The organism is Flavobacterium ustbae (assembly GCF_003946915.1).
GTDB classification, from domain to species: domain Bacteria; phylum Bacteroidota; class Bacteroidia; order Flavobacteriales; family Flavobacteriaceae; genus Flavobacterium; species Flavobacterium ustbae.
The window spans coordinates 15,108-35,488 of record NZ_RPOC01000014.1; the positions used below are offsets into that span (position 1 = coordinate 15,108).

General features: G+C 33.0%; 20 protein-coding genes. 12 read left to right on the top strand and 8 right to left on the bottom strand.

All coding sequences use genetic code 11. From position 1 onward, the window contains the following. Positions 1-35: 35 nt before the first annotated feature. The 11 genes from recN to EG814_RS15955 all read left to right on the top strand — a co-directional run bounded on the left by recN (position 36) and on the right by EG814_RS15955 (position 11,229). Positions 36-1,688, top strand: coding sequence for a DNA repair protein RecN (recN, locus tag EG814_RS15905; RefSeq protein ID WP_125722885.1), 1,653 nt, complete (start codon positions 36-38; stop codon positions 1,686-1,688). A gap of 9 nt (positions 1,689-1,697) precedes the next feature. Then, positions 1,698-2,219 carry a tetratricopeptide repeat protein gene (locus EG814_RS15910; protein WP_125722886.1) on the top strand — a complete coding sequence of 174 codons (522 nt, stop codon included), beginning with the start codon at positions 1,698-1,700 and terminating at the stop codon, positions 2,217-2,219. Positions 2,220-2,241: 22 nt separating this feature from the next. After that, positions 2,242-3,432, top strand: coding sequence for an enoyl-ACP reductase FabV (fabV, locus tag EG814_RS15915; protein ID WP_125722887.1), 1,191 nt, complete (start codon positions 2,242-2,244; stop codon positions 3,430-3,432). A gap of 125 nt (positions 3,433-3,557) precedes the next feature. Further along, entirely contained in the window at positions 3,558-4,556 is a 999-nt protein-coding gene (locus EG814_RS15920) for a glycosyltransferase (protein ID WP_125722888.1), read from the top strand. A gap of 2 nt (positions 4,557-4,558) precedes the next feature. Then, positions 4,559-5,155 carry a dephospho-CoA kinase gene (coaE, locus tag EG814_RS15925; protein WP_125722889.1) on the top strand — a complete coding sequence of 199 codons (597 nt, stop codon included), beginning with the start codon at positions 4,559-4,561 and terminating at the stop codon, positions 5,153-5,155. A 59-nt stretch (positions 5,156-5,214) separates the two neighbouring features. Continuing rightward, positions 5,215-6,801, top strand: coding sequence for a sensor histidine kinase (locus tag EG814_RS15930; RefSeq protein WP_125722890.1), 1,587 nt, complete (start codon positions 5,215-5,217; stop codon positions 6,799-6,801). A 3-nt stretch (positions 6,802-6,804) separates the two neighbouring features. Continuing rightward, a complete protein-coding gene (locus EG814_RS15935; RefSeq protein ID WP_125722891.1) occupies positions 6,805-7,521 on the top strand; it encodes a response regulator transcription factor in 717 nt (238 codons plus the stop codon). 523 nt (positions 7,522-8,044) lie between these two features. Next, on the top strand, positions 8,045-9,436 hold the full coding sequence (locus EG814_RS15940; RefSeq protein WP_125722892.1) for an RtcB family protein: 1,392 nt from the start codon (positions 8,045-8,047) through the stop codon (positions 9,434-9,436). An 11-nt stretch (positions 9,437-9,447) separates the two neighbouring features. Next, positions 9,448-10,059, top strand: coding sequence for a hypothetical protein (locus EG814_RS15945; protein ID WP_125722893.1), 612 nt, complete (start codon positions 9,448-9,450; stop codon positions 10,057-10,059). Then, a complete protein-coding gene (gene prfH, locus EG814_RS15950; protein WP_125722894.1) occupies positions 10,047-10,736 on the top strand; it encodes a peptide chain release factor H in 690 nt (229 codons plus the stop codon). Before EG814_RS15945 ends, prfH begins: the two co-directional genes overlap by 13 nt. Beyond that, positions 10,723-11,229 (top strand): hypothetical protein, encoded by a 507-nt coding sequence (locus tag EG814_RS15955; protein WP_125722895.1) that lies wholly within the window; start codon positions 10,723-10,725, stop codon positions 11,227-11,229. The genes prfH and EG814_RS15955 overlap by 14 nt, the downstream gene beginning before the upstream one ends. A gap of 187 nt (positions 11,230-11,416) precedes the next feature. Here EG814_RS15955 and EG814_RS15960 read toward each other — a convergent pair whose 3' ends face one another. From EG814_RS15960 to EG814_RS15990, 7 genes are all read right to left on the bottom strand, one after another. Beyond that, on the bottom strand, positions 11,417-12,163 hold the full coding sequence (locus tag EG814_RS15960) for an acyl-[acyl-carrier-protein] thioesterase (protein WP_125722896.1): 747 nt from the start codon (positions 12,161-12,163) through the stop codon (positions 11,417-11,419). A 60-nt stretch (positions 12,164-12,223) separates the two neighbouring features. Beyond that, on the bottom strand, positions 12,224-13,144 hold the full coding sequence (gene miaA, locus EG814_RS15965; RefSeq protein WP_125722897.1) for a tRNA (adenosine(37)-N6)-dimethylallyltransferase MiaA: 921 nt from the start codon (positions 13,142-13,144) through the stop codon (positions 12,224-12,226). 154 nt (positions 13,145-13,298) lie between these two features. Further along, the gene (locus EG814_RS15970; RefSeq protein ID WP_125722898.1) at positions 13,299-14,138 is read right to left on the bottom strand and encodes an ion transporter; all 840 of its coding nucleotides are present in this window, start codon (positions 14,136-14,138) and stop codon (positions 13,299-13,301) included. A 28-nt stretch (positions 14,139-14,166) separates the two neighbouring features. After that, complete coding sequence (locus EG814_RS15975) at positions 14,167-15,528, bottom strand: exonuclease domain-containing protein (protein ID WP_125722899.1); 1,362 nt, start codon at positions 15,526-15,528, stop codon at positions 14,167-14,169. Positions 15,529-15,612: 84 nt separating this feature from the next. Continuing rightward, positions 15,613-16,272: a YggS family pyridoxal phosphate-dependent enzyme gene (locus EG814_RS15980; protein ID WP_125722900.1), complete on the bottom strand. Its 660-nt coding sequence runs from the start codon at positions 16,270-16,272 to the stop codon at positions 15,613-15,615. Between the two features lie 12 nt (positions 16,273-16,284). Next, entirely contained in the window at positions 16,285-17,172 is an 888-nt protein-coding gene (locus EG814_RS15985; RefSeq protein WP_125722901.1) for a 3-hydroxyacyl-CoA dehydrogenase family protein, read from the bottom strand. Positions 17,173-17,262: 90 nt separating this feature from the next. Then, on the bottom strand, positions 17,263-18,228 hold the full coding sequence (locus tag EG814_RS15990; protein ID WP_125722902.1) for a Gfo/Idh/MocA family protein: 966 nt from the start codon (positions 18,226-18,228) through the stop codon (positions 17,263-17,265). 458 nt (positions 18,229-18,686) lie between these two features. Here EG814_RS15990 and EG814_RS15995 point away from each other — a divergent pair, with 458 nt between their 5' ends. Then, positions 18,687-19,328 carry a protein-L-isoaspartate(D-aspartate) O-methyltransferase gene (locus EG814_RS15995; RefSeq protein WP_125722903.1) on the top strand — a complete coding sequence of 214 codons (642 nt, stop codon included), beginning with the start codon at positions 18,687-18,689 and terminating at the stop codon, positions 19,326-19,328. A gap of 25 nt (positions 19,329-19,353) precedes the next feature. On the opposite strand, the gene EG814_RS16000 is transcribed toward EG814_RS15995, so the two are convergent. After that, entirely contained in the window at positions 19,354-20,361 is a 1,008-nt protein-coding gene (locus EG814_RS16000; RefSeq protein ID WP_125722904.1) for a helix-turn-helix domain-containing protein, read from the bottom strand. Positions 20,362-20,381: the final 20 nt, after the last annotated feature.

Here is a 20,381-nt window from a genome sequence, read left to right on the forward strand (position 1 = left end):
ATCTTAGTTAACTTACATTTTTACAAAACTGCTCTATGATTACATCATTGTCAATTAAAAATTATGCTCTTATTGAAAAACTAGCCATAGATTTTTCTAAAGGTTTTTCTATAATTACAGGTGAGACAGGTGCAGGAAAATCGATTATTTTAGGAGCTATTGGTCTTGTTCTAGGTAAAAGAGCAGATCTTACTTCGTTAAAAAATAAAGAAGAAAAATGCGTAATTGAAGCGCAATTTGAGATTGGAAAATACAATTTAAAGGATTTTTTTGAAGCGAATGATCTGGATTATGAAGATGAAACTATTATTAGAAGAGAAATTTTGCCTTCTGGTAAATCTCGTGCTTTTATAAATGACAGTCCCGTTAATCTTCAGGAACTGCAAGATTTGAGTTTGTATTTGATCGATATCCATTCGCAGCAGCAAACTCAGGAATTATCAGATGAAAATGTTCAGTTTAAAATTATAGATGCCATAGCAGGCAATACAGATATAATTGCTGAATATCAAAAACTGCTAAAATCGTATAAATCAGATAAATCTAAGTTAAACGCGTTGCTTAAAAAACAAAGCGATGCTGGAAAAGAGCAGGAATATCATACTTTTTTATTGAATGAATTGGTTGCTGCTCAATTAAAATCGGGAGAGCAAGAAGAATTAGAAGCAGATTATGAAAAGCTGAATAATGTTGAGATCATTAAAGAATCTTTAGATAAATCTTTAGCAATTGCAAATGAAGAACAGTTTGGTGTTTTTCATAATTTGAACGAAATTAAAAATGCATTGCAAAAAGTAGCTCCTTTTGCTTCAGAATACCAAAATTTATTTGAGAGAATTACTAGTCTAACTATTGAATTTGATGATGTTTCGAAAGAATTAGAAAACTCTTCAGAAAAATTATTGAATGATCCTACGCAATTAGAATTGATAAATCAGAAATTGCAGTCGATTTATAATTTGCAGAAAAAGCATCAGGTGAGTTCTGTTGATGAATTGATTCAGATTCAGGCAGATTTAGGAAATTCTTTATTGGAGTTGGACAATATGGATGAAGAAATTGCTTTTTTGTCTACAATTATCGAAGAAAAAGCGGTAGAATTAGATACTTACGCATCAAAAATTCATCAGAATAGAGTAAATGCAATTCCGAAATTGTCAGAACAATTGGTTTCAATTTTAGAAACATTAGGAATGCCAAATGCTCGTTTTAATATGGAATTATTGCCATCTGAAACGTATTTTCAAAACGGAAAAGACGAATTGCAATTTTTGTTTTCTGCAAATAAAGGAACCGATTTTGGCTTGTTGAAAAAAGTAGCCTCAGGCGGTGAAATGTCTCGTATTATGCTAGCTGTAAAAGCGATTTTAGCTAAATATTCAAAACTGCCAACTTTAATTTTTGATGAAATTGATACTGGAGTTTCTGGAGAAATCGCCATTAGAATGGGAGAGATTATGAAAGAAATGAGTACAACAATGCAGATATTTGCCATTACGCATTTACCACAGATTGCAGCAAAAGGAGATTCGCATTTTAAAGTTTCAAAAGCCACAGTTGGAAATGATACATTGTCTGAGTTGAAACTTCTATCACAAGAAGACCGAATTATAGAAATTGCTCAGATGCTATCAGGAGCAAATATTTCTGACTCCGCTTTAAATCACGCAAAACAATTATTGAATTAAAAAAGAGAAATGGAAAGTTTGAGTTTTTACGAAAATCAATTTATAAAAGCAGATTCATTAATTTCTGAAGGAAATTCAGCAGATGCAAAAGAGCTTCTTGAAGAAATCCTGTCGCAGTATCCAGATTTTGGAAAAGCGCACAATCATTTGGGTTGGATTTATTATAATAAACTGAATGATTATGATAAAGGAGTTTATCATTATAAATTGGCAATGAAATTCGATCCAAAATATTCTGCACCCTATTTAAATTATACGTATTTGCTAATTGATATTGGAAGATATGCAGAGGCAAAAGAGCATATTAAATTTACGTTAGAAAATTTAGAAAATGCAGATAACTCTACTTATAACAGTGAATTAGGAAGAATGGCAGAGTATGAGAATCAATATTCAGCTGCTTATAGCTATTATAAAGACGCGATGAAAAATGCATTAAACCCAAATTTTATTGACAATATGAAGGCTAATATGAAAAGGGTTAAGGATAAAATGTCTATTTTTGAAAAATTAAAACTGAAATTGAAATAATACAAAAAAAATAAATTGCAAGATGATTATAGAACCTAGAATGAGAGGATTTATTTGCTTGACTGCCCACCCAACGGGAGCTGAGCAAAATGTAAAAAATCAAATCGAATACGTAAAATCTAAAGGCGAAATCGCTGGTGCTAAAAAAGTTTTAGTTATTGGTGCTTCTACAGGTTTCGGATTAGCTTCAAGAATTACTAGTGCTTTTGGTTCTGGTGCATCAACAATTGGAGTCTTTTTTGAAAAACCGCCAGTTGAAGGAAAAACAGCTTCTCCAGGATGGTATAATTCTGCAGCATTCGAAAAAGAGGCTCATAAAGCAGGTTTATATGCAAAAAGTATCAATGGTGATGCATTTTCAAACGAAATTAAAAGAGAAACTCTAGAATTGATTAAAGCAGATTTAGGTCAGGTAGATCTTATCATTTATAGTTTAGCTTCTCCAGTACGTACAAATCCAAATACAGGTGTTACGCATCGTTCAGTTTTAAAACCGATCGGACAAACTTTTACCAATAAAACAGTTGATTTCCATACAGGTAAAGTTTCAGATGTTTCTATCGCTCCTGCAAATGAGGAAGATATTGAAAACACTGTAGCGGTTATGGGAGGTGAAGACTGGGCAATGTGGATCGAGGCTTTAAAAAATGAAAATTTATTAGCTGAAGGCGCTACAACAGTTGCTTATTCTTATATCGGGCCATCATTGACTGAGGCTGTTTACCGTAAAGGAACTATTGGCCGCGCAAAAGATCATTTAGAGGCTACAGCTTTTACAATTTCAGATAGTTTAGAATCTTTAGGAGGAAAAGCATATGTTTCTGTAAACAAAGCTTTGGTAACTCAGGCAAGTTCTGCAATTCCGGTAATTCCGTTATATATTTCTCTTTTATACAAAATCATGAAAGAAGAAGGTATTCACGAAGGATGTATCGAGCAAATCCAGCGTTTGTTCCAAGATAGATTATACAATGGTTCTGAAGTTCCTGTTGACGAAAAAGGAAGAATCAGAATTGATGACTGGGAAATGCGTGACGATGTTCAGGAAAAAGTAGCAAAACTTTGGTTGGAAGCTACAACTGAAACATTGCCAGAAATTGGTGATTTAGCAGGTTATAGAAGCGATTTCTTAAATTTATTCGGATTCGAAGTTCCTGGTGTTGATTACAATGCAGATACTAACGAAGTTGTTACTATAGAAAGTATCAAATAATACTATTTTACTTAGTAAAACGAAAAACCATCAGCTAAAAGTTGATGGTTTTTTTGTTAATATACCATATCTTTGTTAAAATTTTGAAACGATAAAAATATACCCTTTAATACGCATATTCTGCTATGATTTTTTCTTTAATTATACCCGTGTATAATCGTCCAGATGAAGTTGATGAGCTTTTGGAAAGTCTCTCAAAATCTGATTATAATGAAGCCTTTGAAATTGTTCTTGTCGAAGATGGATCTTCTGTTCCATGCCGAGATGTGGTGATGAATTATCAAGGAAAATTAAACATATCATATTATTTTAAAGAAAATTCAGGTCCTGGAGATTCTAGAAATTACGGAATGCAGCATGCTAGAGGTGATTACTTTATCATTTTTGACTCAGATTGTATTATTCCGTCGCAATATCTGACCGAAGTTCGTAAAGAATTAGATGAAAAATACGTTGACTGTTTTGGAGGGCCAGATAAAGCTTTAGACAGTTTTTCTGATATTCAAAAAGCAATCAATTTTGCCATGACTTCTTTCTTGACTACAGGCGGAATTAGAGGCGGTTCTGAGAAGATAAACAAATTTCAGCCCCGTAGTTTTAATATGGGTATTTCTAGAAAAGCTTTTGAGGCTTCAAAAGGTTTTGGAAACATACATCCTGGAGAAGATCCAGATTTATCGATCCGTTTATGGAATTTAGGTTTTGAAACAAGGCTGTTTAAAGAGGCTTATGTATACCATAAAAGAAGAATTGACTGGGAAAAATTCTCTACTCAAGTAAATAAATTTGGTATTGCTCGTCCTATTTTAAATAGTTGGTATCCAGAACATAATAAGCTAACTTTTTTCTTTCCTACACTGTTTATACTCGGATTATTATTAGCTTTTTTATTGTTAATTTTCAATATTGATATTTTATTACAATTATATTTCGTATATTTCGTTATAATTTTTCTTACAGCCAGTATTCAAAATAAAAGTATTAAGATTGGGTATCTGTCTGTAATAGCAGTGTGGAAACAGTTTTATGGTTACGGAACCGGTTTTTTAAAATCATATATAAAAGTGATTTTATTAAAGAAAAAACCACAGGAAGCTTTTCCGCGTATGTTTTTTAAATTATAAGAATGACAAAGGTTATTGGTCTTACAGGAGGAATTGGCAGTGGAAAAACAACTATTGCAAATTATTTTGAAGAAATGGGGGTTCCTGTTTACATAGCAGATGACGGAGCCAAAAGAGTAATGCAATCGGCATCCATTTTAGAACAGGTAAGATATGAGTTTGGGGAAAATATTTTTGACGGAGAGGTTTTAAATCGTGCCAAGTTAGCAAGTGTTGTATTTAATGATAAAGGGCAATTGGCCAAATTAAATGCAATTGTTCATCCAGTAGTCAAATTAGATTTTGAAGAATGGATAAAAAAGCACGAAAATCATGATTACGTAATTTATGAAGCTGCAATTTTATTTGAAAGTGGCCGATATAAAGATTGTGATGTAATTATAACCGTTACAGCACCAGAAGAAGTGAGAATTGAAAGGGTTATAAAACGAGATAAAACTAACCGTGAACAGGTTTTAAGTAGAATGAAAATGCAGTGGAATGACGAAAAACGAATTTCTAACAGCAATTTCGTGATTAATAACAATAATCTTAAAAAAGCTAAAGAAGAAGTTGTTGAAATTCTTAAAATTTTAAATATAAAACAAAAACAGTCTTAAATGTTAATATTTGGTTAATGTATTATTTAGTATATTGTTAAAATATTAATTTTGTTTCGATGAATAAATTATTTTTTAGAATACTTGTTTTATTGATGAGTCTGTCCTTAATCGGGATAATTCTAGTTCAAGTATTTTGGTTCAATTCTTCGTTCAAAAATAATGAAGAACAATTTAAATACCACGTTACTCAAGTAATTGGAAATGTTGCAGATAAACTGGAACAGCAAGAAGAGTACAGTTTCTACGACAAATACAACCGTATTAAAGACAGTACGGGTAAAATTCCAAAAAAAGAAGATTTACTAGAAGTACTTTATGTGCAGCGTAACACCAAAACGAATAAAACAATCGTTTATTCAAATACATTGACATCAGAAGATTACGATATTGATGGCTCAGTTTTTAATAAAAAATTCAGTAGCGAACGTTTTAAAAGCTTTAGTTCAAAAAGGATAACGGAAGTTTATAATAACAATGGCGGAATTGACAATAATAATTTGGGACAAAGTATTATTCCGGATCAAAGATTTGAAAAATCAGGAAGTTTAGATATTTTAAATAAAGTTCAGCAGCAGATTCAATATAAAGATATTGCTTCTTTAACTCCAATTGAAGGGAGGATTACAAAAGATAAGCTTTATAAATTATTAAAAAAAGAGCTGGAAGAATACGGCGTTAAAACAAAATTTGAATTCGGAATATACAGTAGTGGCGTTCCAACGAAGATTAAATCGGATGGATTTCATTTTGATAAAGAATCTACATATGATATTCCAATTTATACAGATAATGAAGGAAATAGTAAATATGAATTATCAGTTACTTTCCCTCACAAAAAGAAATTCTTATTATCTGAACTATTAAGTATTACTATTTTATCAATAGTATTTACATTAATTATTATAGTTGCCTATACGAGTGCGTTAAACCAATTATTGCGTCAGAAGCATATTTCTGAAATCAAGACGGATTTTATTAATAATATGACGCATGAGTTTAAAACTCCAATTGCAACAATAAATTTAGCACTAGATGCTATAAGGAGTCCAAAAGTTATTGAAGATAAAGAAAAGGTTTATCGTTATCTTCAAATGATAAGAGACGAAAATAAAAGAATGCACGCTCAGGTTGAAAACGTATTGCGTATTTCAAAATTAGAAAAACGAGAGCTTGATATTACAAAAGAACCAACTGTAATTACAGATATAATTGACGATGCTATTGAGCATGTGAATCTTATCTTAGAAGACAGAAAAGGTACTGTAGTAAAGCATTATAACGCAGCAAGAACTACCTGTTTGATAAACGAAGTTCACTTTACAAACGTACTGGTAAATATTTTGGAAAATGCCATTAAATATTCTCCAGATGCACCAGAGATCGAAATCTTTACTGAAAATATTAAGGATATGATTTTGATTAAAGTAAGAGATCATGGTTTGGGAATGAGTAAGATAGCTCAAAAACGAGTATTTGAGAAATTTTATAGAGAACATACAGGAGATCTTCATAATGTAAAAGGACATGGTTTAGGGCTTGCATACGTAAAAAGAATAGTAGAGGATCACAATGGTCAAGTATATGTAGAAAGCGAAAAAGGGAAGGGTAGCACCTTTATAATAAAAATACCATTAATAAATTAAAATATGGAAAATAATAACAAAAGAATACTTTTAGTAGAAGATGACCTAAATTTTGGGGCAGTTCTTAAAGATTATCTAATGTTAAATGACTTTGAAGTTACTTTAGCTAAAAACGGTATGGAAGGTTTCGAAAAATTCAAGAAAGATGTATATGATTTATGTATTCTTGATGTAATGATGCCTTATAAAGATGGTTACACATTAGCCAAAGAAATTAGAGAGAAGAACAGTGAAGTGCCAATTATCTTTTTAACAGCAAAATCTATGAAAGAAGATGTGTTAAAAGGATACAAAGCTGGTGCAGATGATTATTTAAATAAACCTTTTGATTCTGAAGTTCTTTTGATGAAAATTAAAGCAATCATTCAAAGAAAATCAGCTGATACAAAAGCAGAACAAGTGCAGTTTGAGTTTAATATTGGTAAATTCCATTTAAATTCAAAATTAAGATTCTTGACTTTCCAAGATGAAGAGCCAATTAAATTGTCTCCAAAAGAAAATGAGTTGCTTAAAATGCTTATTCTTCATGAAAATGATTTAATGCCGAGAGAATTAGCGTTAACTAAAATCTGGAGAGACGACAACTACTTTACATCAAGAAGTATGGACGTTTACATCGCTAAATTGAGAAAATATCTAAAAGCAGATGAAGACGTTGAAATCTTAAATATTCACGGAGAAGGTTTCAGGTTAGTGATTAAAAGCAAAGTTTCTGAATAATAATAATTCACCCAAAAATATATAAGCTCTGAGAAATCAGGGCTTTTTTTTATTTAGGGACAAAGACACAAAGAGACAAAGACGCAAAGAGGTTAAACTTTGTGCCTTTGCGCCTTTGCCCCTTTGCAACTTATAACCTTTTTACAATGATTTTCTTAAAATAAATTTGGAAAATTAAAAAAGTATTATGAATATTTGCAGACGAAAAAAATAATAACCCTTTAAAACGAAGAAATAGTGTTTGTACTTACATCGACATCTCAGAGCTTTACACCAAACGGATTTGGTGAAGCAATTCTTCGTGGCTTATTTCAATCTTAGAAATACATTTTTAGATATATAAAAAAGCCCGAAGACATTAAGTTTCGGGCTTTTTTTTTTATTCTAGACTCTTCAAAATTTTCCCGAAAAAGATCTAATAATTTATCCAAAACGGATAAAAGATATTGCGCACTAATGTTTCATTCTAAACACATTAGTTTTAGAATTCATTAGTACGCCCAAATGAATTATAAAAAAAATCATGGGAAATAAATTGTCTGGAAAAGACCTGATTAAATTGGGTTTTCCAAAGAACAATTCAATAAATATAGCCTTAGGGCAAATAAATAGATATAGAAAAAGAGAGAAAAAAGAATCTATTCTAACAGAAGCAAAAGACGTTCTTCTAAATCCTGAAAAATACGAAGGAAACGGAACTTGGGGCAAAGTAGCAGAAGGTTTGATAAAACCAGTTCAGGTAAGAATGCATCAGCTGAATAATACTAGAGCACCTTTTACCATTTTTGGTGAAAACGAAATTGATCAGCAGGCAAAATTTCAATTGTATGATTCTTTGAAACTGCCTATTTCAGTTGCAGGAGCTTTAATGCCCGACGCGCATTCGGGTTACGGACTTCCAATTGGCGGTGTGTTAGCGACTGAGAATGCGGTGATCCCGTATGGAGTTGGAGTTGATATTGGTTGCCGAATGAGCCTTTCAATTTTTGATTTACCAGCTTCTCATTTTAAAGGTAGAGAACATCAGCTGGAAGCAATTTTAAAAGATAATACCAAATTTGGAATGTATGAAGTTCATGCGAATAGAGTAGATCATGAAGTTTTTTATAAAAGTGAATTTCAAGATATTCCGCTGTTAAAGAATCTTTTACCAAAAGCTTATAAGCAATTGGGAACTTCTGGCGGAGGAAACCATTTTGTAGAATTTGGAATTGCAAAAATTGATAATCCAGAAAACGAATGGAAACTGGAAAAAGGCGAATATTTTGCTGTTCTGTCTCACAGTGGTTCACGCGGATTGGGTGCCAATATTGCTAAACATTATACCTATTTGGCAACAAAACAATGTCCGTTGCCAAAGAATGTGCAACATTTAGCTTGGTTAGATTTAAATACGCATGACGGTCAGGAATATTGGATGGCTATGAATTTAGCGGGAGAATATGCAAAAGCTTGTCACGACGATATTCATAGGAGAATTGCTAAAGCGATTGGAAAAAGAGTAGTAGTGACAATTGAAAACCATCACAATTTTGCTTGGAAAGAAATGGTTAATGGACAGGAATGTATTGTCCATAGAAAAGGAGCAACACCAGCCAATGAAGGTCAGTTGGGGATTATTCCAGGTTCGATGACAGCTCCCGGTTTTATTGTAAAAGGAAAAGGAAATGCAGAGAGTTTAAACTCGGCTTCGCATGGTGCTGGACGTTTGTTTTCGAGAGCAAAATGTAAAAGTACTTTCACGCAGAGTTTGATAAATAAAGAGTTGAAAAAACACGAGGTAACTTTGATTGGAGGAAATATTGATGAAGCTCCAATGGCTTACAAGGATATTGAAAAAGTAATGGCAAATCAAACTGAGTTGGTGGAAGTTTTAGGAACTTTTACGCCTAAGATTGTTAGAATGGACCGCTAAAAAGAAAAGTTATGGAAAGATTTCAAGATGAAAATAAGTTTTTAAGAAGTTTTAATGATGAAATTTTGGTGAAATGTCCAAACTGTGACTCTAAAGCTTCTATTGTAGCAAAACTTAAAGAAAATTGTCAATGTGGTAAATGTAAAGTAATGTCTTTTGAATGTAAACATTGTTTTACCAAACCTAAGCAGCCAATTGTAAAGTATGTTGCTTACGGAAAGAGATATTGTATGAATTGCAGGGAACCTTATGAATTTAAATCGCAGGCTTTCAAAAATAAGCCTTTGGTCTATAAAACAAAATGTCCTCATTGTAATTTTGAGGAAGAAGGAAAACCTAAGATTAATGAAATTACCGAAGGATCAAAACTAGACGATGGATTAATGAGAGAATGGTGGTATAACTTACCGCTTTGGTTTCAGAAAGAGTTTGATAATGAAATTTTTTGGGCTTACAATCTGGATCATATTGATTATCTGGAGCGATACATTGGTGCTGGTTTAAGAGAACGCAATTCAAAAGCAAATTACACTTCAAGTTTGGTGGCGAGATTGCCAAAATTTGTAAAAGCAGCAAAGAACAGAGAAAAGCTGCTCAAAATTTTAATGAAATGGAAAGAATAATTCAGATAACAGCGGGTCGCGGACCTGCAGAATGCACTTGGGTAGTCGCCCAAGTGCTTAAAAAAGTTTTGGATGAAGCGCGCGAACAAGGACTTGAAACGGTTTTACTGCAAAGAGAAGCTGGCGAAGAAAACGGAACGATTGAAACGGCTACAGTTGCTGTAAAAGGTAAAAATACTGATCAGTTTGTGAATTCCTGGATTGGAACCATTCAATGGATTGGCCAAAGCCAATTTCGGAAAATGCACAAACGTAAAAACTGGTTTATTGGCATTTTTGAAATTGAGCAGCAGAAAAATGCTGGATATTCAGAAAATGATATTCAGTATCAAGCTATGAGAAGTTCTGGTGCAGGCGGACAGCACGTAAACAAAGTAAGTTCGGCAATTCGTGCAACTCATGTTCCGACAGGAATTGCAGTTGTGGCAATGGATAGCCGTTCGCAACATCAAAACAAAAAATTGGCAACAGAAAGATTAATTAAAAAACTAGAAGACGAGAAGCTTATTCAGCTTAAAAATCATGTAGGAAAGCAATGGGAAAACCAGCTCAATGTACAGCGCGGAAATCCTGTGAGAGTTTTTGCAGGAAGTGATTTTAAAAAGAATAAAATAGAAAAAAGCTACAAAGGAACTCGTCAGAAATTAAAAAACGATTTACGAAATGAAAACAATTGATAAATATCTTTTTCAGGCTTTGGATAATTACCCATATTGGCTGGAAGGAACAATAGAATCTTTAGATTATGCTTTTTCTTATGATGCAAAAAACACCATGATTCTGTGTTTATACGGACGGATTCAGACAGAACAGCTAATGAATTATGAGGAAGCAAAATCTTATTTTCAGGAAGCTTTATCGATTAATATTCATGCGCTTGAAGTGTATCCGTATTATTTACAGACACTGATTTTGAATGAAGATTATGAAGAAGCACAAAAACTGATTGATTTCGCGCTGACTGTTAAGGGAATAAATAAAGCTGAAATTTTTATTAAGAAAGCAATGCTGTTAGAAGTGCAGCATAAATTTAAAGAAGCTTTGAAAGAAATTAAGCAGGCAAAATTATGCTCTATGCAGCACGATTATGATTCTGGAATTAGTGAAGTTGAAAAGCGAATTAAAAGTAAAATAGATTTATTGGAAAACAAGAAATCTAAAAAAAAATAAGAAAGGTTCTAAAAAGAAATCAAAATGATTTTAATGCAACAAAAAACGATGCAATTTTGCATCGTTTTTTGTTGTTATTTGGATGCTATTTGATTTCCTGCAAGATTTCTAAAACCTTGTAGGTTTGTGGCGTATAATTGTATACTTACAAGGTTTTGGAAACCTTGCAGGAGTTGAGCCGTTTTAGTTATTTCCAATGTAATTCTAAAGCAAAACAAGTTTTTTCGCCTTTTGTAATGGTAAAAGTAGTTTCGGTTTGCTCTTCATTATCGCTTTCGTGAATGATAACTTTGTCGTTTAAAGAAAGTTCTTTCAGAAAGTTCATTTCAAAACTTTTTACTTCCTGTTTTAAAATTCTTTTTGGGTTAACGTGATCGAGGCACCATTCCAAATATTTTACGTTATTGGCGTGATTTACAATGTCTAAGTCTGATAAATAAACGGTTTTTTCAAAAACGGATTCTTTATCAGAATGAATATTTATTTTAGAAAAACCTTCAACTGTAGCTCTATTTTCTGGAAATAATTCGAAATGTTCAAAAGGTAATGCCAAGGCTTCTGGACGACGTGCTTTTGTGTTGAAAACGGCCCAATAGGTTTCGCTTCCCACGATTTTTTTACCATTTACATGCATTTCAAGGGCACGTACAGAACGTGAATTTTCCAGACTGTTAATCCATGTTTTTACCGTTACGACATCTTGCCATTTTGGTAAAGCAGTAATTTCTACACGCATACGGCTTAAAACCCAAGCTTGATCAAATTCCTGCATATCGGTAAAGCTGATGCCGCCAACTTCTGAATGCGCAGCAGCAGTAAGCTGTAAAAGATTACACAAATCGGTATATTTTAAATATCCGTTTGGTGTACATTGTGTGAAATTGATTTCCCAGTCTTTGCTTAAAACTGATGTGAAATTGGGAGATATTGGCATTTTTTAATTTTAGATTTCTGATATTAGATTTTTCTTGAGAAAATAGATAGAAGAAAGATTTTACTTTGTGAGATTTTCTATATAGTCTATAATGTTTTTTCTATCTATCGAATAATCAAACCATTTGGTGTTTTCATTTCGTTTGAACCACGTTAATTGTCTTTTTGAAAATCTTCTTGTATTTTTTTTGATTTCTTCAATTGCAAAAGGCAAAGTGAATTCTCCGTCAAAATAACTAAATAATTCTCTATAACCGACCGTTTGTAAAGCATTTAACTCTTTGTTAGGATAAAGTGCTTTTGCTTCTTCCAGCAATCCCATATTCATCATAATGTCGACGCGCTGGTTGATTCGGCTGTAAATTACTTCACGATCTGCATCTAAACCTATTAAAATAGGAGTGAAGTTTCGATTGTTTTTCTTTAGATTTAAAAAAGAAGAATACGGTTTTTGCGATCCAATACAAACTTCTACAAAACGCATCATTCGCTGCGGGTTTTGTAAAGTCTGAGGGTTTTCAATTGTTATTTTTTGATAATAATCTGGGTCTAAATTTTTCAATTGTTCCTGAAGATATTCAATTCCGAATTTTTCGTATTTGTAATTGACTTCCGTACGAACTTCTGGAGCAATTTCAGGAAATTCGTCAAAACCTTTTAAAACGGCATCGACGTATAATCCTGATCCGCCAATTAGAATGGCAAAATCATTATTTTGATATAATTCCTCCAGTTTTGAAAGCGCTTCTTTTTCGTAATCGCCTACAGTATAATTTTCGAAAATGGATTTGTTTTGGATGAAATGATGTTTGGCGGCGTTTAATTCTTCTTGACTAGGAACAGCTGTCCCAATTGTCATTTCTTTAAAAAACTGACGGCTGTCGCAAGAGATTATTTCACACTTGAAATGCTGTGCCAAAGCAATGCTCAAGGCTGTTTTGCCTATAGCTGTTGGTCCGACAATGGTAATTAGGTATTTCATATTTTTTTAGCCCAGATGGAAATGGAAACCCCGGACTTATATTTGTGTGTTTTTTTTGGAATAAAAAAGCGACCGGAGGAAGCTCTTTTTATGACTTAAAAAAACAGCAAAGATAAGGAGGAGTTGCAATGTACAGCTGGATTAGCTTCTTAAATTAATTATTTGGCAGTTCTGATCCACATTCATGGCAATATTTTGCGTTGTCAAAATGAACTTGAGATTGGCATATTCCGCATGTTTTTTTACTGTTTACCGTATTGTTTTTTAGGCTCTTTTTGGCAAATTCAGCCGTTACAATTCCTGTAGGAACAGCGATTATTCCGTAACCTAAAATCATAACAAATGCTGCAATGAATTGTCCTAATGGAGTTTGAGGAGAAATATCTCCGTATCCAACGGTTGTCAAGGTAACAATTGTCCAATAAATTCCCATTGGAATGCTTGTAAATCCTGATTCTTTTCCTTCGACCAAATACATTATGGAGCCAATAATTATTGTGCTGATTAAGACGAAGTAAATAAAAACTAGAATTTTTTCTTTACTCGCGTCAATGGCTTCTTTAAGCTGTAAAGATTGATGGTTAATTTGCGGAATGTGCAAAATTTTGAATAATCGGAGAAAACGAAGTGCTCTTACAATCGATAAAATACTTGCGCCAGGAAAAAATATAGACAAATACATGGGTAAAACGGCCAGTAAATCGATGATTCCGTAAAAGCTGAAAATATATTTTACGGGTTTTTGAATGGAAATAACTCGCAATATATATTCAACGGTAAAAAATACTGTGATGACCCATTCGCAAATAATCAATTGTTGGTGGTATTTAGAACTGATTCCTTCAACGGTGTCGAGCATTATTAAAAGAACGCTCAATAAGATCAAACCTAAAAGAACTAAGTCAAACATTCTTCCTAAAATGGTATTGGTGCCATAAAGGATGATTTTGACTTTTTCTCTGAAAATTTCGTATTGTGATTTTTTCTTTTTCATATCTTAAAGATAATGAAAGTTTTAGTTGTTAGAAATGAAGGATTTTTAATGATTTACTTTTGCGAATGTAATTCTGAATTATGTTTTTTACATCGCGATTGTGCTGCATTGGAATCAGAATGTTTCTGAGAATATCGATATTCGTAATTTGATAGTTTAAATCGTAATACGCATATCCTTTATACAATCCATTTTCTATTAAGATTGCGCTACGTTCGTTTATATTACGGCCTCTGTCTATTAAGATCATGCTTCTGTTTTCGAAGCTATTTTCAGAGATAAACTGTTGTACTCTTAAATTATAAACTTCTGGAGTTACTTCGCCTATACAAGCGCCGTCACATTCTTTAATTTTATATTGAAAGCACTCGTTTTTGGTTTGATATAAACCTGTCAGTTTTTGGCATAAGTGATATTTTGCCGTAAATTTAAAAAGGGCATTTTTTGCTTCCTGTAAAGATGCAAATGATGTAATTTCTTTTTTACGTCCGTCAGCTTTTTCGAGTTTAAGATTAATGTAACCGTTCTCATCTTTTTCGGAATATAACGCGAATGGAAAGAACGTTTTTTTCTGCGAACGATTGTATCTCGGGCGATTGATTTTTACTTCTTGACTTTCTTTTAAAAGCGCAATAAGCTCACTGCCAGTTTCATCGTACGTAATCGTAAAAACTTCTGCTTGAATTCGTTTGCTTTTGGTTGTAACTCCAGTAAAATGCTGATTGACTCTTTTTTTGATGTTTTGGCTTTTGCCGATGTAAATAAGCGTACCAGCTTCATTATAAATATAATAAACGCCTGTTTTGGTTGGCATTTGGCTTAAAAGATCTAAGAATTTTGGAGAAATTCCTTTTTCGACTTCGAGTTTTATAAAATCTTTTACGATTGTTTTCTCGGTGTCTTTTTCCAGAAGCATTTTAAAAAGTTTTGTAGTTGCCATGGCGTCTCCGCTGGCACGATGTCTGTCTGCCATCGGAATTCCGAGTGCTCGTACCAATTTTCCTAAACTGTAAGACGGCTGTTCTGGAATTAGTTTTTTGGCTAATTCTACCGTACAAAGGGTTCTGGCTTCGAAATCGTAGCCTAAACGTCTAAATTCGGTGCGAAGGATTCTGTAGTCAAAAGATGCGTTGTGAGCTACAATAACACAGTCTGAGGTAATTTCGATAATTCGTTTGGCAACTTCATAAAATTTTGGTGCCGACTGTAACATAGCATTATTAATTCCAGTCAGTTTTACCACAAACGGTTGAATCGGAATTTCGGGATTGACAAGGCTAATGAATTGGTCAACTACTTCATGACCATCAAATTTGTAGATAGCGATTTCGGTAATTCCTTCTTCATTAAATTGTCCCCCAGTGGTTTCTATGTCTAATATCGCGTACAAATTCAGTATTCGGTGTTCAGTTTTTAGTATTCAGTTTTTGTAGAGGCGAACCGCAGTGCGCCTTACGATGGGTATTTTTGAAAATTAACGACCTCCAAAAATGCTGCTTCCAATACGTACCATTGTGCTTCCGCATTCAATTGCCAATTGGTAATCTCCAGACATTCCCATTGATATAGTGTTCAGGTCGCAGTTAACAGTTTTCAGTGTTTTGATGGAATCAAAAATCGTTTTTAAATGTGTAAATTCTTTTTTAATTTGGTTTTGGTCTTCGGTGAAAGTTGCCATTCCCATCAAACCTAAGATACGAATATTTTTCAATTCTCTGAACTCAACAGACGTTAAAAGTTCGCTTAATTCCTTTTCATCCAAACCAAATTTAGATTCTTCTCCCGCAATGTAAATTTGAAGAAGACAATCTATAATTCTATTATTTTTTAAAGCTTGCTTATTGATTTCCTGTAGTAATTTCAAACTGTCAACGCCGTGAATCAAAGTCACGTAAGGCGCCATAAATTTGACTTTATTAGACTGAACATGACCAATCATATGCCATTGAATGTCTTTTGGCATTTGTTCCCATTTTTCAGTCATTTCCTGAATTTTGTTTTCTCCAAAAATACGCTGACCTGCTTCATAAGCCTGCATCAAGTCTGAAACAGGTTTTGTTTTTGAAACTGCAACTAGAGTTACGTATTCAGGTAAGGTTGCTTTGATTGTATTTAAATTCGATTGAATCGACATGATTTTTCTTTTTTATAAAAACTGTTTAGAGATTTTCTCTGCTTTTTTACTTTCGCTGTAATCATAAAAACCTTCACCAGATTTCACTCCTAATTTTCCGGCGCGAACCATATTTACCAAAAGTGGGCAAGGAGCATATTTTGGGTTTTTAAATCCATCGTACATTACATTAAGAATAGCAAGACAAACGTCAAGTCCAATAAAATCTGCTAATTGAAGTGGTCCCATTGGGTGTCCCATTCCTAATTTCATAACCGTATCAATTTCGTAAACTCCAGCAACTCCATTGTATAAAGTTTCAATTGCCTCGTTTAGCATTGGCATTAAAATTCTGTTTGCCACAAAACCTGGATAATCGTTTACTTCAACTGGAACTTTACCTAATTTTTCAGATAAAGACATGATAATTTTAGTGACTTCATCGCTTGTATTGTATCCGCGAATGATTTCAACTAATTTCATAATCGGCACTGGATTCATAAAGTGCATTCCGATAACACGCTCAGGATGTGCCACAACTGCTCCAATTTGTGTAATAGAAATAGAAGAAGTATTCGTCGCTAAAATGGTATTGTGAGAACAATATTCGTTTAATTGCTTGAAGATGTTCAGTTTTAATTCCACATTTTCAGTTGCCGCTTCTACAACTAAATCAACGCCTACAACACCATCTTTTAGATCTGTATACGTGATAATATTGGTGATTGTTTTGGCTACATCTTCTTGAGTAATCGTTCCTTTAGACAGCATACGGTCTAAGTTAGCCGCAATAGTTGCCATTCCTTTGTCTAATGATTTTTCAGAAACGTCGATTAATTTAACGGTAAATCCGCTTTGCGCAAAAGTATGTGCAATTCCGTTCCCCATTGTTCCTGCTCCAATTACAGCTATTGTTTTCATAGTATATCTTGAAATTATATTTTATGATTTAGCCACGAGTTCACCGATTAATTTGTGAATTCGTGGCTATTTTATTTTTTTGAAATTTTATTATTTGTTGAAACAATCAATAATTTGATACGCCACTCTTAAAGCATCTGTAGCTTGTTCCAATGTTACTACAGGAGTTGTATCGGTATTAATTGCATTTGCAAAAGACTCTAATTCGTCCAAAATGGCATTGTTTGCTTCAACATCTGGGTTTGTGAAATAGATTTGTTTTTTTACACCTTCAGCATTTTGAAGAATCATATCAAAATCTCCAGGAACTTCTGGCGCATCTTTCATTCTAACCACTTCGCATTTCTTTTCTAAAAAGTCGACAGAAATGTAGGCGTCTTTTTGAAAGAAACGTGATTTACGCATATTTTTTAACGAAATTCTGCTTGCAGTTAAGTTAGCAACGCAGCCATTTTCAAATTCGATTCTAGCATTCGCAATATCTGGTGTATCACTAATTACAGAAACGCCACTTGCGTGAATGTCTTTCACTTTTGAATTTACAACACTCAAAATTGCATCGATATCATGAATCATTAAATCTAAAACCACAGGAACGTCTGTACCACGCGGGTTAAATTCAGCCAAACGATGCGTTTCTATAAACATCGGATTTTCGATCATGTTTTTTGTAGCAATAAAAGCAGGGTTAAAACGCTCTACGTGACCAACTTGCCCTTTTACATTGTATTCTTTAGCTAAAGCGATAATTTCTTCGGCTTCTTCTATAGTGTTGGCAATTGGTTTTTCTATAAAGATATGTTTTCCTGATTTGATGGCAACTTTAGCACATTTGTAGTGCGAAAGTGTTGGAGTTACAATGTCAATCACGTCGACAGCGTGAATGAGTTTTGCAATTGTGCTGAAGTTTTTATAGCCAAACTCTTTTGAGATTCTTTCGGCATTTTCTTGATTTTCGTCGTAAAATCCAACTAATTCGTATTGGTCAGATTGCTGTAATAAGCGTAAATGTATTTTACCAAGATGACCAGCACCTAAAACTCCTACTTTTAACATGAGAATGTATTTTAAACAAAAATATAATTTATTTGTTGAAAGTGAAAATGAATTTTGGTAATTGTGAGTTAGAAGTTATGAGTTATGAGTTATGAGTTATGAGTTATGAGTTATGAGTTATGGGTTATGGGTTATGGGTTATGGGTTATGGGTTATGGGTTGTGGGTTGTGGGTTGTGGGTTGTGGGTTGTGGGTTTTGGATTGTGAGTTATGAGTTGTGGGTTATGGATTGTGGGTTAAGGGTTAGAGGTTAAAGGTTAAAGGTTGTGAGTTATGGATATGGGTTTCGATTTCTAAGATCTGCGTGTACATAACTTCTAATCCATAACTTCTAACTCATAACTCATAACTCATAACTCATAACTCATAACTCATAACTCATAACGTTATTTATTTAAAAATCAATATTTGAAATCCTGTTTTGTTTCTTATTTTTGCGAAAATAAAACCTACCCATTTTGAAAGATACAGCCAAACATCAAGGACTTCGTAATCAATTAGTAAGCACTTTAGAACAAAAAGGAATTACTGATAGAGCTGTTCTAGAAGCGATAAAAAAAATCCCAAGACACCTATTTTTAAATTCAAGTTTTGAAGATTTCGCTTATCAGGACAAAGCTTTCCCAATTGGAGCAGGGCAGACTATTTCGCAACCTTATACTGTTGCTTTTCAGTCGCAATTGCTTGAAGTTAAGAAAGATCATAAAGTTTTAGAAATTGGAACAGGTTCTGGTTATCAGACGGCTGTTTTATTTATGCTAGGTGCAAAAGTGTACACGATTGAAAGACAAAATGAATTGTTTAAAACGACTTCTAATCTTTTTCCGAAATTAAATATCCGTCCAAAGCATGTTACTTTTGGCGATGGTTACAAAGGATTGCCAAATTTTGCTCCATTTGACAGCATTATAGTTACAGCAGGTGCACCGTTTATTCCGCAGCCTTTAATGGCGCAATTAAAAATAGGAGGAAGATTGGTGATTCCGTTAGGAGAAGATGTTCAGATTATGACATTATTGATAAGAAAAAATGAAACTCAATTTGAAAAACATGAGTTTGGAGAATTTAGATTTGTTCCCTTATTAGAAGATAAAAATTAAAAAATGAAACCCGTTTATACGGGTTTTATTTTGTAGTTAAGTCTATTGCATTTTTAAGGTTTTCTTTTTGGATTTTGAACATATAATTGATAAAAACAGATTTGTCGTTTTTGATTTTATATATGTCTAAAGCAGAAAAATATTCTATGTCATTATTTTTATCCGTCGGAACTAATGCGTAAACATAATTATTTTGAAGTAAGATCCAATTCATTATTATGTTTGCAATTTGAAGATTTCCCTTTTCGAAAGGGTTGATGTCAAGTATTTTTAAATATATTTCAGAAGCTAGAATTATTGGGTTGAGATTATTTTTGTGTGTTTCATACCAATTAAAAAGTAAATTCATCTCGCGTAAAATCAGCGGATCATTTTTGTATTTCCCTATATTTTCAGATTGAATTCCTTTGAAAATTAAATTATGAAGCGATAGAAGTTCTTTTTCGCTTAAACCTGCCTTCTTTTGACTTAAATCTTTTATGTATGCTGAAATTTCTTGAAAATTAATTGCTTCGAGATGTTCTCGCATACTTTTTCCTGAAACGGTAATACCATCATTAATAACTGATTTAGTTTCTTCTAAAGTTAGAGAGTTACAGTTTAAATGAATGCTTCTAAAGATAAAATCCAATTCTAATGTTTTGGAAATTTGACGCAGCTGAAAATGATTAAAAGATTGAAATTGATTTTTCAGTTTCTCTATTTTGTCTAAAATGTTCTGATTAGAAGATAGTATTGCTGAATCGATTTCCTTTTTATTTTTCTGAATTTCTTGTTCAGCAAGAAGTAAAGCCTTCAAAGCAAATTCTTCGTCACCAATTTCATAAATAATTTTCTCCTTAAGCCAAGCAATCATCAACGTTTCATAATCAATTTCTAAAAGTTGAGCCAGTTTTATAATTTGATCTTTAGTTGGTTTTCTAGTCCCCGATTCAAATTTACTGATCAATGCCTGGTCGATATTGGCAAGTTGAGCCAATTCACGCGTTTTAAAACCTTTTTGTTCTCTAGCGTTTTTTAAAAGCGATTTCATTTGATGAAAAATTAAGTCTT

Bases quoted from the DNA above. Each gene is read 5' to 3' on its own strand.
- recN (WP_125722885.1), top strand. From the start codon at position 36: ATGATTACATCATTGTCAATTAAAAATTATGCTCTTATTGAAAAACTA.
- EG814_RS15910 (WP_125722886.1), top strand. From the start codon at position 1,698: ATGGAAAGTTTGAGTTTTTACGAAAATCAATTTATAAAAGCAGATTCA.
- fabV (WP_125722887.1), top strand. From the start codon at position 2,242: ATGATTATAGAACCTAGAATGAGAGGATTTATTTGCTTGACTGCCCAC.
- EG814_RS15920 (WP_125722888.1), top strand. From the start codon at position 3,558: ATGATTTTTTCTTTAATTATACCCGTGTATAATCGTCCAGATGAAGTT.
- coaE (WP_125722889.1), top strand. From the start codon at position 4,559: ATGACAAAGGTTATTGGTCTTACAGGAGGAATTGGCAGTGGAAAAACA.
- EG814_RS15930 (WP_125722890.1), top strand. From the start codon at position 5,215: ATGAATAAATTATTTTTTAGAATACTTGTTTTATTGATGAGTCTGTCC.
- EG814_RS15935 (WP_125722891.1), top strand. From the start codon at position 6,805: ATGGAAAATAATAACAAAAGAATACTTTTAGTAGAAGATGACCTAAAT.
- EG814_RS15940 (WP_125722892.1), top strand. From the start codon at position 8,045: ATGGGAAATAAATTGTCTGGAAAAGACCTGATTAAATTGGGTTTTCCA.
- EG814_RS15945 (WP_125722893.1), top strand. From the start codon at position 9,448: ATGGAAAGATTTCAAGATGAAAATAAGTTTTTAAGAAGTTTTAATGAT.
- prfH (WP_125722894.1), top strand. From the start codon at position 10,047: ATGGAAAGAATAATTCAGATAACAGCGGGTCGCGGACCTGCAGAATGC.
- EG814_RS15955 (WP_125722895.1), top strand. From the start codon at position 10,723: ATGAAAACAATTGATAAATATCTTTTTCAGGCTTTGGATAATTACCCA.
- EG814_RS15960 (WP_125722896.1), bottom strand. From the start codon at position 12,163: ATGCCAATATCTCCCAATTTCACATCAGTTTTAAGCAAAGACTGGGAA.
- miaA (WP_125722897.1), bottom strand. From the start codon at position 13,144: ATGAAATACCTAATTACCATTGTCGGACCAACAGCTATAGGCAAAACA.
- EG814_RS15970 (WP_125722898.1), bottom strand. From the start codon at position 14,138: ATGAAAAAGAAAAAATCACAATACGAAATTTTCAGAGAAAAAGTCAAA.
- EG814_RS15980 (WP_125722900.1), bottom strand. From the start codon at position 16,272: ATGTCGATTCAATCGAATTTAAATACAATCAAAGCAACCTTACCTGAA.
- EG814_RS15985 (WP_125722901.1), bottom strand. From the start codon at position 17,172: ATGAAAACAATAGCTGTAATTGGAGCAGGAACAATGGGGAACGGAATT.
- EG814_RS15990 (WP_125722902.1), bottom strand. From the start codon at position 18,228: ATGTTAAAAGTAGGAGTTTTAGGTGCTGGTCATCTTGGTAAAATACAT.
- EG814_RS16000 (WP_125722904.1), bottom strand. From the start codon at position 20,361: ATGAAATCGCTTTTAAAAAACGCTAGAGAACAAAAAGGTTTTAAAACG.